Consider the following 15,870-nt stretch of genomic DNA (forward strand, 5'->3'; position numbering starts at 1 on the left):
ATTTCCGCCTTATCTTTTCATAAGATGATACAAGTTGCCAAAAAAATAGATGCAATAAATGAGTGGGGGTCCATCGTTGCATTATCGTATATTGCAGCACAACGTACTCTGTTTGAATATAACGATATGGCTGATGCCAAAGCTGCTCTTGAATCCATTGCAAGAAGTTTCGGATACATTTACGGCAGAGAAAAAAGGGTACGTATCAATACGATTTCTCAATCGCCGACCCTTACAACTGCAGGTAGTGGAGTAAAAGGGATTGATGGATTGATGGATTTTACCGACAGAATGTCGCCATTGGGCAATGCTTCTGCTGAGGAATGTGCCAATTTCTGTATCATGCTTTTTTCCGATCTTTCCAGAAAAGTTACCATGCAAAACCTTTACCATGACGGAGGCTTTTCGAGCATGGGGATGAGTGAAAGAGCTATGCATGTGTATAGCAAAAGCCTTGAGGAGTATGAAGACTGTGATTAAATACGTAAATATCACAATCATATACTTTTTCATTTTTGAATTTCAATAAATTTGGTGGTTTAGTGTAAATTCCTATTTTTGCAACCGCCTTGATTATCTCTATTTTATTACTAATAACATTGATTATATGAGCTTTAGAATTATTGTACTGGCAAAGCAGGTTCCCGATACACGCAATGTGGGCAAAGATGCCATGAAAGCAGATGGAACCGTAAACAGAGCTGCTCTACCTGCCATTTTCAATCCCGAAGATCTGAATGCTTTGGAGCAAGCCCTGAGAGTTAAAAAAATAATGGGCGATGCCGAGGTTATTTTGCTTACCATGGGACCTACACGTGCCGCAGAAATTATCCGGGAAGCTTTGTACCGTGGTGCTGACAGGGGATACCTGATTACCGACCGTAAATTTGCCGGTTCCGATACTTTGGCAACTTCCTATGCCATTTCACTTGCGATAAAAAAATTACGGCCTTTTCACTTGATAGTATCTGGAAGGCAGGCTATTGACGGCGACACAGCTCAAGTAGGACCACAAACTGCAGAAAAGCTTAGTTTACCTCAGATTACATACACCGAAGAGATTATTGATGTTAATAATGAGAATATTACCGTAAAACGCCGTTTGGAAAGGGGAGTGGAAGTCGTAAAATGTACTTTACCCGCATTGCTTACTGTTCATGGTTCTGCACCTGCTTGCCGCCCGCGCATAGCAAAACAATTAATGAAATTCAAACATGCCCGTACTGTTACCGAATTGCAGGAGGAATCAAAAGATTATACGGAATTATACAACCACCGTCCTTACCTTAATATCGAAGAATGGAGTGCTGCCGATCTGAATGCCGATGTGGAAAAACTGGGGCTTTCCGGCTCACCTACTAAAGTAAAAAAGATTGAAAATGTCGTATTTCAACATAAGGATTCGAAGGTATTGGCTGCTACCGACAGCGATATCAACTCCCTGATGATGGAACTCATCAATAGCCATGTTATAGGTTAATTAATTAAATTTTTAAAACATTAATTATTATATCGTGAACAACGTATTTGTATATTGCGAAGTAACCGAAGAAGGCAATATTGCCGATGTTAGCCTTGAGTTGCTTTCAAAAGGCAGAAAACTTGCCAACCAACTTAATGTGAAGCTTGAAGCTATTGTTATTGGAAACCAGGTTAATGAACTTGAAATACAAGTTTTCCCGTTTGGTGTGGATGTTATTCATTATGCGGAGGATACAAGGTTTTTTCCTTATATCACTTTGCCACACGCCTCAATTGTAGTGCATCTTATTAAGGAAGAAAATCCGCAGATTGTTCTTTTTGGTGCTACTTCTGTCGGACGGGACCTTGCTCCACGTGTAGCTTCAGCTTTGCGCTGCGGACTTACAGCAGATTGTACCAGCCTTGAAATAGGCGGACATACCGAAACCCGTACACAGAAGGAATATAAAAACCTTCTTTACCAGATTCGCCCTGCATTTGGAGGAAACATAATAGCCACCATTATCAATCCGGAAACCCGCCCGCAAATGGCAACTGTACGCGAAGGAGTGATGAAAAAAGAAATACTTTCCCTTACTTATAAGGGGATAATTAAAAAAATTAATTTTGAAAAGTGGGTTAAATCCGAAGATTTTGTGCTCGAAATAATCGAAAGGCACGTAGAAGCACAAAAAATAAACATTAAAAATGCACAAATTATCATTGCAGGTGGCTATGGAGTGGGTTCCCGCGAAAATTTCAATCTTTTGTACAAACTTTCCGAAATACTTGGTGCAGAAGTAGGTGCCTCACGTGCTGCCGTTGATGCCGGTTTTACCGACCACGAACGCCAAATCGGACAAACGGGTGTAACCGTGCGTCCTAAATTGTACATTGCCTGTGGAATTTCAGGAGCTGTGCAACACCGTGCCGGAATGGATCAATCCGCACAAATTATTTCAATTAATATTGACCCTAAAGCTCCGATTAACCAGATCGCCGATTATAGCATCATCGGCGATTTAAATGAAGTTATTCCGAGAATGATAAGGTATTACAAAGAAAATACCAAGTAATTTATTTTAATTTAAAAAAGACATGTCGAATTTTTATACAGATAACCCAGACCTTAAGTTCCATCTTCAACACCCGTTAATGGAGAAAATTACACGGTTGAAGGAGCAGAATTTTACCGATAAGGAAAAATATGATTACGCTCCCCTTGACCATGAAGATGCTCTCAACAGCTATGACAAAGTATTGGAAATAATTGGTGAAATTTCTGGAGAAATCATTGATGCCAATGCCGATGAAGTGGATAAAACCGGTCCGCAACTTATTAATAATGAAGTTGTGTATGCCAATGGAACCCAGCAAAATATGGATGCATTAAAAGAAGCCGGTTTATTTGGGATGTCGCTTCCAAGAGAATACGGCGGGTTGAATTTTTCTATTGTACCCTATGTAATGTCTGCCGAAATTGTTTCCAGAGCCGATGCAGGTTTTGCTAATATCTGGGGTTTGCAGGATTGTGCGGAAACAATTCATGAATTTGCTTCCGAAGATATTAAAAATGCATTTCTTCCTCGAATATGCAATGGGGAAACTGCTGCAATGGATCTTACCGAACCCGATGCCGGCTCAGATCTGCAAGCCGTTCAACTGAAAGCAACCCTTGATGAAAAAACAGGCAACTGGATATTAAATGGCGTAAAACGCTTCATTACCAATGGCGATGCACATGTATCACTGGTTTTGGCTCGTTCAGAGGAAGGAACAACTGACGGAAGAGGACTATCATTATTTGTGTATGACAGAAACTCCAATGCAGTTACTGTTCGCCGTATCGAAAATAAACTTGGAATTAAAGGTTCTCCTACCTGCGAGCTTGTTTTTCGTAATGCTCCTGCATTACTTGTGGGCGATCGTAAACTCGGATTAATAAAATATGTAATGTCGCTCATGAACTCTGCCCGTTTGGGCGTAGGAGCACAATCTGTAGGTATTGCCGAAGCGGCATACAGGATAGCCTTAAAATATGCGACAGAAAGGGAACAATTCGGAAAGCCTATCATTCATTTTCCTGCAGTTTATGAAATGTTAACCAATATGCGGGTAAAAACCGAAGCAATTCGTTCTTTATTATATGAAACATCAAGATTTGTAGATATTTATAAATCATTGGTTTTTATTCAGCAAACCCGTTCGCTTGATGCAGAAGAAAAAAATGATCTGAAATATTACCAAAAAAATGCGGATATTTTAACCCCGCTCTTAAAACTTTTCTCGAGTGAGTATTGCAACCAGATAGCTTACGATGCCATTCAAATACACGGTGGTACAGGTTATATGAAAGACTTTGCTGCTGAGCGAATTTACCGGGATGCCCGTATTACTACCATTTATGAAGGAACATCTCAATTACAGGTGGTTGCCGCCATAAGAGGAGTCGGTAATGGTGCCTATCTGAAATTGATGAAAGAATATGGTGAAAAAACCGTTAAGCCTGACATAGAATACATGAAAAACCAACTGGCAAAAATGACTGACCAGTTTGCGAAAACTATTGAAAAAGTAAATTCCCACGAAGATGCTGAGTTATATGATTTCCATGCAAGACGTTTGGTGGAAATGGCTGGGAATATTGTAATCGGGTATTTATTGCTTGCAGATGCCAACAGAAATGAAAAATTTAATAAATCTGCTGAAATATTTATCCGGAAAGCAAAATCTGAAAATGTTGAAAAAGTTAGTTTTATAAATAATTTTGATTCAAAAGATACAGGTGCATTTAAAATTTAATGTACCAATCAAATAAATTTATTATCAAAAAATATTTTATATTTGCCTGACTTTTTAGAAAGTATATTTATATAGTTATGCTTATAAAACTTATCATTGAAGCTTTCGTAGCTTTATTTGTGCTTGTTTTCTTTTTTATAAACCTAAAAACAATTAAGCTTTTTTTTATTCGTTTTTTTTACGGAAATTATAGTTATAAATATGTAACTTACCATAAAAACAAGTTTATAAAAAATCCACATCCTCCTTGTATTAAGGATGATCTGATGAATCATTGTTTTAATTTTGTTGATTTAAACCCCCAAAAAAAGTTATATTTTACAAAATCTACAATAATATTTGGTTTTCATCCTTTTTATACGGACTTTAAAACCATAAAGGGTAATACTACGCCGGACTGTTTTAATATTTATAAGTTTGACGAATATACAATTAAAATTGTGGGCTTTAAAAAGGAAATCTTTGGTAATGAAATAAAAGAAGTTTATTTTTTTATTGATGACATTTTCTTTATGGGTGAATATACATTCAGTGATGTTTCAAAAGTAAATACCGAAAAACTTATTGGAATGCTTACTACAAAATATAAAATTAACGAGCAAATTGTTAATGAAACATTTTACATCCAGGACAACCAAGAATCTCTTCTATATTTTGAAAATAATGGATTTGCTATTTCTATTCAGTATATCAATTTTAAGGAACCATTGGTAAATAAAGTGTGGAATAGTTATTTTAAAAATTTAATAAAAAAAGATACTTTCTTTACCGATGAAGGCGATAGAGAAATATTTGCCAAATTGTAACTCTACTTTCGTAATTTACCAAAAGCCATTCCCAGTTTATTAATAATATCAGAAGCAATAAGTGCCTCGTAACCCGTGTGCTCAGCAGCAATATCGCCAGCAAGCCCGTGAAGATAAACTCCTATAATACAAGCATTTTTTGAAGAATATCCTTGGGCTAACAAGCCAAGAATAATTCCTGTTAATACATCGCCGCTTCCGGCAGTAGCCATACCCGGATTTCCGGTTGAATTAAAATAGCAATTGCCATCCGGACAGGTTATAGAAGTGTAATGTCCTTTTAGCACAATAAATACATTATATTTTATTGAAACTTTCGACTGTAGTTGCCACCTTTCGAAACTATTCCCGGAAGAGCCTGCAATATTGTCAAATTCTTTCGGATGTGGAGTTAAAATACTTTCGGGAGGAAGAAAACCTAACCATGTTTTGTTTTCACCTAAAATATTTAATGCGTCCGCATCAAGCAAAATAGGGCATATAGCATTCTGTATTAATAATTTAACAACATTCTGTGTTTGAATATCTTTTCCAATTCCTGGTCCGGCAGCTACAGCAGAGTAGGGGAAAAGATCGGGTAAGTTTGTTATGTACTCCTCTTTATTATCAATACTTGCCATACACTCCGGAAACGCAGTTTGAATAACATTATACCCTATTGCTGGAATATGTGTTGTGATTAATCCTGCTCCCGAACGTAAACACGCTTGCGATGCCAATACCGATGCCCCCATTTTTCCTTTACTTCCGGAAATTAGCAAAGCATGCCCAAAATTACCTTTATGCGAAAAAAGTTTTCTTTTTTTTAGTAAAGGTTTAATAAAGGAAGAAGTTAGAAAATAATTTTTTGTCTGGGTGTTTTCAATATAAGTTAGATGTAAGCCAATCGGCAAAATATCAAATTTACCTATATATTTTTCACTTTCAGGAAATAAAAATGATAATTTGGGAAATTCAAAAGTCAATGTAATGTCTGCACAGATAATTTCATCAGGCATTGAGGGTGGTTCATCTATGCTTAAACCCGACGGAATATCTACAGCAATCGTAAAATATTTTTGTGTATTAATATATGAAATAATATCAGAAACAATCCCTTCCACAGGTTTGTTTAAACCTGACCCCAGGAGGGCATCAATTACGACATCTGCTTTTGTAATTTTCGGAAAATCATTCCGGCAAGTAATAATTGTGGATTGGATAGGGTAAGCTTTTAACCGTTCAAAATTTTTGGCAAAATCGTCGGAATATTTATCGGAATATTTTATTACAAATACTTCTACTGGAATATGTTGCAAATACAGTAAACGAGCAATAGCCAAACCGTCACCTCCATTATTTCCCAATCCGCAAAAAACTTTAACAGAGCATCCTATAGGTATATATGATAAAATAGCTTTTGTACAAGCATTTGCGGCTCTTTCCATCAGGTCAATGGATGCAATGGGCTCATTACAAATAGTATAAACATCTGCTTCTCTAATTTGGGAAGTGTGAAATATTTTCATATAAAAAATACTTAATTTTATTTTTTAATTACAAGACAATTTGCTATCATATCATGAAGAGCCTGCTTTTTTTCTGTAAATCCTGCCATAATAAAACCAATCATAAGAATCATAGCAGAAATGATTTTTGCAAAATGGCGGCCGGAAGCTCGTAAAAGAGTTACTCTATTGCCACTCTCATCAGTTACTTTTATTCCTACAGCCAGTTTACCAATTGTTGCCTGATGAGGTGAGGATTCGAGCAGAGCATAGTATAACCATGTTAATACTACTATCACCAAACCGGAAATTAGCATGGTACCTATAAATAATGTTATTGATTTTATAGTCTCGAAATCATTTGTACAATCCATATTATTAAGAGTGGAAATGCCAAAAAAAACCAAAACAGGTGAAATAAGTATCCACTTAATAATACCGATAACGATACTGTCAATGATAAAGGCTACAAATCTTAACCAAAAACCGGCGTATTTTACCGGAGATAGAACGGGGGGAACAGTTTGATTTTCCATAATTTTATATGTTTATTAAAAATATTCAGAAAAGTGCCCCTAAATTTACTAAATAAAATGATAAAAGAAATCTTAAGAAATTTTTTTTCTTTCGATGGTATCAAAGAAAATTTTACGATAAGTTTCACCAATTGGTATATACATATCTTTAATGCGTATTCTGTTTCGTTCTATGGCTTCAATTTTATCATAAGCAACAAAAAATGATTTGTGCACTCTGCAAAATCTGTTCTCCGGAAGCATTTCTTCGATGTTTTTTGCACTAATCAGGCTCATTATTCGGCGTTGTAGAGTTACAATGCGCCAATAGTCTCCCATCCCTTCAAAATAAAGAATATCGGAGAAATTTATTTTTTCTATACGGTTTTCTGTTTTTACAAAAAAGAAAAGTTGTGAATTGTCGGACAGGCGGTTATCCTGTTTATCGGAAGTGCTACCGTTTGGGTACATTCTTTCATAAACCTTGGTTACGCCTTTTACGAAACGTTCAAATGAAATAGGTTTCAGCATGTAATCTACCACATCCAATTCGAAACCCTGGATAGCATAATTATCATAGGCTGTAGTTAGTATAACAAATGGCTTAGTTTTTAGTGTATTTAATAATTGTATCCCGGTAAGGTCTTCCATCATTATATCGAGAAAAAGCAAATCTATACTGTTTTTATTCAGATAGTCAATGGTATCTAATGCATTATTGAAGCTTTTTGTAAGATGAAGGTAAGATATTTTCGCACAATAGTCTCGGATAATATCAAGTGCGAGAGGTTCATCATCAACAGCAATACAATTGATTTTCATTTAATTGAATATTTTAAGTTTAACAGTAAATAATTCTGTAGATTGCAATATAGATAGGGTATGTTTTCCCGGATAAAGCAATTCCAATCTTCGTTTAATATTATTAAGTCCTATACCACCAATAGCATCTTTATTTTCAAAGTTGGTAATTCGTATATAATTAATTACTTCAAACTCTATACTGTCAGTTGTAACATTTAACTGGATACGAATACCAGGAGAAGGAACATTCTTATTTCCATGTTTGAATGCATTTTCGACAAATGGGATTAACAACATGGGGGCTATTGTTTTCTGGTGAATATCACCGTTTAATTTTATTTCGACAAAATTATTTTTACTGCTACGTAATTTTTGAAGTTCTACAAAACTATACAGGTATTCTATTTCTTTTTCAAGTAATACTTTATCACTTGTTGCATCATATAGCATGTATCGCATTATACTTGATAATTTCATCACAGCTGCCGGGGCATCATCAGATTTTTTATAAACAAGTGAATATATATTATTTAGTGTATTAAAAAGAAAATGAGGGTTTACCTGAGAGCGTAATAATGCAAGCTCACTCGATTGATTTTGGTTTATAAGGTCAGATTTTAATTTTTGACTTTCAAACCAACCAATGGCAAATTTAATAAGGAGTGAATATATAAAGTTGATTATGACAAGGCGCAAATCATTATAAAACCATGTATCGTAAGGTATTACATTAGGCTTCTTGATATTCAATATATTGTATTCATAAGTATATTCAAACCCAAATCGAAGAACAGATAAAATTGCCAATAAAATTAGTATTATTATTATTGAATATAGTTTGTTCTTTAATGAAAAAAGAAGGGGATATAAGGCATAAAATGAGTAAAAAACAAAAACATTACCAATAGTATAAGATATAATCATCTCTATAAAATATGGTTCCTGTTTCCCAATATAATATGGAAAAATCCCTTGATTGATTAGATAAAACCAAAAAGCTAAATGTATAAATATTTTATTTTTTAATTTCATTTATACTATTATAGTTTATATACAGAAGTATTGCTAAATTACAATCAAATTCAATTAAAATGCACATAAAAGTTATAAAATCTGTAAATTGTATAAATCATTCGTTCAAATTGAAATATATTTCGGCAAATGGGAAATACATACACACAGTTAATTTTTTAAGAAAAGATTATCCATAAAACATTAATTTTTGATCTCCTGACGAAGATAAAAAATTCTTTCCTATGAATATTAAAATATCGTATAATATATATTATGTTAAATAATATATATACAAAAAAGAGGATATAAGCTAAATTGCTCTGTATCCTCTCCCTTTTGTAGTATTTATTTTTTTATTTCCTCTATTTTAGCATTTATCACTTTTAGCTTATCATAAATCTGTAAGCGGGTATAAATTTCTTTTAAAGAAATAAGTGTATTCTTATCGTTGGGCTGCATTTCAAGAGCTTTTTCAAGGTACGGAATAGACATTCTAAGGAAACTATCTGCTTTTATTTTTTCTGCTTCATATTTTTGGGTTTCTTCAAAGGGAAGTTTGTTTGCAGCCTCTAAAATTTCAGAAGCTTTATTCACATACAATGCACCAATATTATAAATAGGATCAAAATAGTCTGGTTTTAATTCTATTGCCTTTTTATATGCTATTTCAGCCGAATCTATGTTGTGTTCCGTATCATATATGGTACCATATGCAAACCAGATAGTTGAATTATTGGGGTCTTTTTCGATAGCAACCTTAAGATTTTTTTTGGCTTTTGCATTTTGATTAGTACCAAGGTAAATATTCGTTTCTGCAATTATTAGGTCAAAATCATTTTGGAAAAGTTCTTTTCCATCTTTAATCACCGCCAAACCTTCATCAGGGTTATTTTTTTTCATGTATAAATTGGCAAGCGAGGAATAAATCATTGGTTTTTTATATTTTATGCTTCTCAAAAATTGGTAATATTCTATTGCCTTATCAATATTTCCTCCGAGTTCCGAACAAAGAGCTGCACTAAAGTAAGATAAGGTATCAGTATTGCCATAGGTTTTATTTACGTTGATAGCTTCTTCAAATTGTTTTTGCGCGTCAGAGAAGGCGGAATTGTTATAATACTCCACCCCTTTATTAAAGAATTGTTCGCTCACAGCCATCATATTATTTATGATTTCTGAGTAGTATTCTTTTTTTGTATCTAATTCGAGTGCTTTTTTATAGGATTCATAAGCAATCTGTAAAGCATTGGGGGCTAAATTTTTATATGCAGGTAATGGACTGGTATGTATTTGTAAATAAATATTTCCACGATAAAACCAGGTTTTGGGATCAAGAGCCGTAGCTTCGTTTGTAATACAAGGGTCTATATTGTCTTTAGCCTTGTCTAATTGTCCGTTTTTTAGATAATTAAATGCACTTGTGCGTTTTGCTTTTTGTGCATTTGCCATGGTAATAGATAGCACCACGATCAACAGAATTCCTATTTTTTTCATTTGGATAAAGATTTTATTATAAAATGTTTACAAATTTTGTGCAAAAATAATAAAATGAATGAAAAAATTGCATTTTACATATTATTATTGTCAATAGAAGTTATAGTTAAATCAGAATCAATTACAGGCTCTGAATCACTACCTTCCAATAATATTTCATTTTGTTCTTCTTCATCTATTTCCACTTTTGCCACAGAAGCAATAGCATCTCCATCGCGCAAATTGATAAGCCTGACTCCCTGGGTGGCTCTGCCCATGATGCGTAAGTTTGCTACTGCCAATCGTATAATAATTCCTGATTTATTAATAATCATCAGGTCGTCATTATCGGTTACGTTTTTTATGGAAATCAAAGCACCGGTTTTATCCGTAATACTAATAGTTTTCACTCCTTTGCCGCCACGGTTGGTTACCCTGTAATCGTCAAGATTAGAGCGTTTTCCATAACCATTTTCCGAAACAACAAGGATGTCATATTTTTCGCCCTCTAAGCAAATTAATCCAATCACTTCATCCTGGGCATTTGCAAGGGTTACCCCTCTTACCCCTGTGGCATTCCTTCCCATAGGTCTTACCGTTTTTTCATTAAAACGGATGGCTCTGCCTGAGCGTAATGCCATGATGACTTCGTTTGCGCCATCTGTAAGTTTTGCTTGTAATAATTGGTCGCCTTCATTAACATTGATGGCTATTATTCCATTTTGACGAGGACGTGAATATGCTTCAAGAGAAGTTTTTTTGATAACTCCTTTTTTCGTGGCAAGGATGATATAATTGTTGTTAACGTAGTCATCTTCACTGAGGTTTTTAACATTGATGAATGCCCTTACTTTGTCATCTGGGTCTATGTTTATGAGATTCTGGATAGCTCTTCCCTTGGATGTTTTAGCACCTTCTGGAATTTCGAAAACCCTGAGCCAAAAACATTTACCTTTCTCGGTAAAAAATAACATATAATTGTGCATAGATGCAACATACATGTATTCAACGAAATCTTCGTCCCTGATTTCGCTACCTTTGGCTCCTATCCCACCCCTGTTTTGCCGGCGGTATTCAGACAATAAGGTGCGTTTGATGTAGCCCATATGCGAAATTGTAATTACAACGTTTTCATCTGCAATTGTATCTTCAATCCTAAAATCCCTTGCTGAATATACAATATCAGTTTTGGGCTCATCACCGTATTTTTCTTTTATTTCAAGAAGCTCTTTTTTAATGATATCCATGCGTAAACTTTCATCTGCAAGTACTTGCTGGAGGTATTCAATTTGTTGCAATAATTCCTGATATTCTTCTTTTATTTTGTCTCTTTCAAGTCCAGTTAAACGTTGGAGGCGCATTTCGAGAATTGCTTTTGCCTGAATTTCTGATAATTCGAAATTCAATATTAATCCTGATTTGGCATCTTCCGGAGTTTGACTGGCTCTGATAAGGGCAATTACAGCATCCAGATGGTCAAGAGCTATAAGCAGCCCTTCAAGTATATGGGCTCTTTTTTGCGCTTCGCTCAACTCGTATTTGGTACGCCGTACTACCACTTCATGCCTATGTTCCACAAAATGAATAATCAGATCTTTCAGATTCAGTTGTATAGGTTTTCCTTTTACGAGCGCAATGTTATTTACACTAAAACTGGTTTGTAATGGAGTAAATTGGTATAATTTATTTAACACTACGTTAGTTATAGCATCCTTTTTTAGTTCATACACTATACGCATGCCTGTCCTATCTGATTCGTCCCTGATATCAACAATACCTTCAATTTTTTTATCATTGACCAAGTCGGCAGTTTTTTTAATCATTTCTGCTTTATTCACCTGGTAAGGGATGGACGTAACTATGAGAGAATCTCTGCCATTTTTATCCGATTCTATTTTGCTTTCTCCACGTAAAATGATGCGTCCTCTTCCTGTTTCATAGGCTTCTTTAACGCCATCGTAACCATAAATGATACCGCCTGTTGGGAAATCGGGAGCTTTGATATATTTCATCAATTCGGGTATTGTAATTTCCCGGTTATCAATGTAAGCAATGATACCATCCACAACTTCTTTTAGGTTGTGGGGAGGCATGTTGGTAGCCATACCTACAGCAATTCCCGATGATCCGTTTATGAGAAGGTTGGGAATTTTTGAAGGCAGTACGGTGGGTTCCTTCAAGGAATCATCAAAATTTAATTTAAAATCAACGGTTTCTTTTTCAAGGTCATCAAGAAGTTCTTCTGCAATTTTTTTAAGGCGAGCCTCGGTATAACGCATTGCCGCAGGGTTATCACCGTCAATAGAACCAAAATTTCCCTGTCCGTCAACCAATGGATAGCGCAATGACCAATCCTGAGCCATACGTACCATGGTATCGTAAACGGAAGAATCACCATGGGGATGGTATTTACCTAATACCTCCCCTACTATACGTGCCGATTTCTTATACGAACGATTTGACAGTACTCCCAGTTCATACATTCCGTACAATACTCTGCGATGTACAGGTTTTAACCCGTCTCTTACATCAGGTAAAGCTCTTGATACTATCACCGACATTGAATAATCAATGTAAGCACTCTTCATTTGGTTTTCAATATTTACCTGAATGATTTTTCCACCTTCTTCCATGAGAAATTATAAAATTAAAGCAATCAATATTAAATAGTTATTTACAGTCCGTATATTTTACGAAAGTACAAATTTTTTTGTTATACCCCGTAGTTTATTCAGCAGATTACTAACACCAAAATGTTGAAAATTATTGTAAGTCATCATTTTTAATGTTTTATACCTGCTTTATTTTTGTAAACTATAATAAACAGATACTTTTATCGTAAAACATATATAGTAAAAACCGGGGAGAAATTAAATAGCCTAACTTTGCACTTTAAAACTTTACCGGGAATAACTTGTTATTTTAATGTAAACTAAAAACCATGGAAGCTAAATTTTCTCCAAAAGTCAAAGATATACTGATATATAGTAAAGAAGAAGCTTTACGACTGGGTAATGATGCCATAGGGGTTGAACATTTCATGCTGGGAATTATCAGAAACGGCGAAGGAATTGCTGTTCAATTGCTCAATTATTTAGGTGTGGACCTCGTTGATATTCGAAAAAAAATAGAAAAAACCATTTCTGCGAACAGTTTGCCCGGAGCAAAAAATACCGACGACCTTTCGCTGGTAAAACAAGCTGAACGTATTCTGAAACTTACTTTTCTTGAAGCCAAGCTTTTTAATAGCGAGCTTATTGATACTGAACATCTACTTCTTGCTATTTTAAAAAATGGTGACAATCTTGTATCTAAGTTGATGCAAAAAGAAGGCATCACTTACGAAACCGTAAAAAACGAGTTGAAAACTTTTTCTATAGAACCAAAAACGCCGGGAGACATTATTTCCCGGTCTGAGTTTCCTAAAGAAGGACCCGCAGAAGAAGATCCGGAAGAAGGTGAAAAAAATCCTTTAACATTTCGTAAACCAGGAGATTCAAAGTCGAAAACCCCTGTTCTTGATAACTTTGGCAGAGACATCACCCGTGCTGCCGAAGAAAATCGTCTTGACCCAATAGTAGGACGCGAAAAAGAGTTGGAACGGATAGCCCAGATACTTAGTAGGCGGAAAAAAAATAACCCCATTCTTATAGGCGAACCCGGTGTAGGAAAATCAGCCATTGCCGAAGGGTTAGCTCTGCGGATAGTACAACGCAAAGTATCACGGGCACTGTTTAATAAAAGAATTTATTCTCTCGACTTGGCTTCGCTGGTTGCCGGAACCAAATATCGTGGACAATTTGAAGAAAGGATGAAAGCCGTACTCAATGAATTGGAGAAAAATCGCGATATCATCCTGTTTATTGACGAAATACACACTATTGTTGGCGCCGGTAATGCTTCAGGTTCGCTCGACGCTTCCAATATTTTTAAGCCAGCACTTTCAAGAGGTGAAATTCAATGCATTGGAGCTACCACATTAGACGAATACCGGCAATATATTGAAAAAGATGGCGCTCTGGAACGTCGTTTCCAGAAAATTCTGGTTGACCCCACTTCGCCCGAGGAAACCATCGAAATTCTTCAAAATATAAAAGAAAAATATGAAGACCACCATTTGGTTACTTATACAGACGAAGCTATTAAAGCATGCGTAACATTAACCAATAGGTATATGACTGACAGATACTTACCTGATAAAGCCATTGATGCGTTAGATGAAGCTGGTTCGCGTGTACATATTACTAATATTAACGTTCCTTCTGAAATCATTGAGGTAGAAAACCGCATTGATGAAGTACAGAAAAATAAAACATTGGCTATCAATAGCCAAAAATTTGAAGAAGCAGCTAAATTTCGTGATATCGAAAGAAAACTACAGTCGGAGCTTGAATCAGCCAAAAAAAGATGGGAAGAAACATCCCGTATCAACCGGGAAATTGTTTCTGAAGATAATGTAGCGGAAGTAGTTTCAATGATGACAGGCATACCTATTCACAAGATTGCCCGAAACGAAAGCGAAAAACTTATTCACATGGAAGAAGAACTTGCAAACTCCGTTATAGGACAAGCAGACGCCATTAAAAAGGTAGTAAAAGCAATCAGACGCAACAGAGCCGGATTAAAAGATCCAAACAAACCTATAGGAACTTTTATATTTTTAGGACCCACCGGCGTGGGGAAAACCCATCTCGCCAAAATATTGTCTCAATACCTTTTTGATACGAAAGAAGTTCTCATTCGCATTGATATGAGTGAATACATGGAAAAATTTGCTGTTTCGAGACTGATAGGAGCTCCTCCGGGTTATGTGGGCTATGAAGAAGGAGGACAACTGACAGAAAAAGTAAGGCGTAAACCCTATTCTATTGTTTTGCTGGACGAAATTGAAAAAGCACATCCTGATATTTTTCACCTTTTGCTTCAGGTTTTTGATGATGGCATACTTACCGATAGCTTAGGAAGAAAGGTGGACTTTAAAAATACCATCCTCATCATGACTTCTAATATTGGTTCCCGGCAACTTAAAGATTTCGGACAGGGGGTTGGATTTTCTACTCAGGCAAAAATTTCAGGAAGTGTCGGCTATACGCAAAGTGTTATTGAAAATGCTTTACGTAAAACCTTTGCTCCTGAATTTATCAACCGGATTGATGATGTAATAATTTTTGAATCGCTCGAAAGGGACGATATACATAAAATTATTGATATTGAATTGTCTCACCTGTTTAAAAGAGTACAGTCCCTTGGATTTCAAATGGAAGTTTCAATCAGGGCAAAAGATTATATCCTTGAAAAAGGTTGGGATGCTCAGTTTGGAGCCCGTCCTCTGAAAAGGGCAATTCAGAAATATGTGGAAGATGTTTTGGCTGAAGAAATAATCAATACCAAACTTTCGCCCGGGGATACAATAATCATTGATTATAATGAAGAAAAAGCGGATATGGTAATTTCAGTAGTCCCTTCTCCGGTAAATGAAACGCTCAGCACAAAAGAAGATTAAATTTG

General features: G+C 35.5%; 12 protein-coding genes. 6 read left to right on the forward strand and 6 right to left on the reverse strand.

Going from position 1 to position 15,870, the window contains the following annotated elements; translation table 11 throughout:
• From M0R21_10905 to M0R21_10925, 5 genes are all read left to right on the forward strand, one after another.
• Positions 1–480, forward strand: a 480-nt coding sequence (locus M0R21_10905) for an SDR family oxidoreductase (GenBank protein MCK9618328.1), incomplete at its 5' end; no start/stop codon positions are given.
• Between the two features lie 127 nt (positions 481–607).
• The gene (locus M0R21_10910) at positions 608–1,480 is read left to right on the forward strand and encodes an electron transfer flavoprotein subunit beta/FixA family protein (GenBank protein MCK9618329.1); all 873 of its coding nucleotides are present in this window, start codon (positions 608–610) and stop codon (positions 1,478–1,480) included.
• A gap of 34 nt (positions 1,481–1,514) precedes the next feature.
• On the forward strand, positions 1,515–2,537 hold the full coding sequence (locus tag M0R21_10915) for an electron transfer flavoprotein subunit alpha/FixB family protein (GenBank protein MCK9618330.1): 1,023 nt from the start codon (positions 1,515–1,517) through the stop codon (positions 2,535–2,537).
• Positions 2,538–2,559: 22 nt separating this feature from the next.
• Entirely contained in the window at positions 2,560–4,263 is a 1,704-nt protein-coding gene (locus M0R21_10920; GenBank protein ID MCK9618331.1) for an acyl-CoA dehydrogenase family protein, read from the forward strand.
• 77 nt (positions 4,264–4,340) lie between these two features.
• On the forward strand, positions 4,341–5,069 hold the full coding sequence (locus tag M0R21_10925; protein ID MCK9618332.1) for a hypothetical protein: 729 nt from the start codon (positions 4,341–4,343) through the stop codon (positions 5,067–5,069).
• Positions 5,070–5,071: 2 nt separating this feature from the next.
• On the opposite strand, the gene M0R21_10930 is transcribed toward M0R21_10925, so the two are convergent.
• From M0R21_10930 to gyrA, 6 genes are all read right to left on the reverse strand, one after another.
• The gene (locus M0R21_10930) at positions 5,072–6,577 is read right to left on the reverse strand and encodes an NAD(P)H-hydrate dehydratase (GenBank protein MCK9618333.1); all 1,506 of its coding nucleotides are present in this window, start codon (positions 6,575–6,577) and stop codon (positions 5,072–5,074) included.
• A gap of 17 nt (positions 6,578–6,594) precedes the next feature.
• On the reverse strand, positions 6,595–7,092 hold the full coding sequence (locus tag M0R21_10935) for an RDD family protein (protein ID MCK9618334.1): 498 nt from the start codon (positions 7,090–7,092) through the stop codon (positions 6,595–6,597).
• Between the two features lie 72 nt (positions 7,093–7,164).
• Complete coding sequence (locus M0R21_10940; GenBank protein MCK9618335.1) at positions 7,165–7,893, reverse strand: LytTR family DNA-binding domain-containing protein; 729 nt, start codon at positions 7,891–7,893, stop codon at positions 7,165–7,167.
• Positions 7,894–8,907: a histidine kinase gene (locus M0R21_10945; protein ID MCK9618336.1), complete on the reverse strand. Its 1,014-nt coding sequence runs from the start codon at positions 8,905–8,907 to the stop codon at positions 7,894–7,896.
• Positions 8,908–9,234: 327 nt separating this feature from the next.
• Positions 9,235–10,383: a hypothetical protein gene (locus M0R21_10950; protein MCK9618337.1), complete on the reverse strand. Its 1,149-nt coding sequence runs from the start codon at positions 10,381–10,383 to the stop codon at positions 9,235–9,237.
• A 74-nt stretch (positions 10,384–10,457) separates the two neighbouring features.
• On the reverse strand, positions 10,458–12,995 hold the full coding sequence (gene gyrA, locus M0R21_10955) for a DNA gyrase subunit A (protein MCK9618338.1): 2,538 nt from the start codon (positions 12,993–12,995) through the stop codon (positions 10,458–10,460).
• A 308-nt stretch (positions 12,996–13,303) separates the two neighbouring features.
• Between gyrA and M0R21_10960 the strand changes: the two genes are divergently transcribed.
• Positions 13,304–15,865: an ATP-dependent Clp protease ATP-binding subunit gene (locus tag M0R21_10960; GenBank protein MCK9618339.1), complete on the forward strand. Its 2,562-nt coding sequence runs from the start codon at positions 13,304–13,306 to the stop codon at positions 15,863–15,865.
• Positions 15,866–15,870: the final 5 nt, after the last annotated feature.

Source organism: Lentimicrobiaceae bacterium, assembly GCA_023227965.1.
Lineage (GTDB): Bacteria > Bacteroidota > Bacteroidia > Bacteroidales > JALOCA01 > JALOCA01.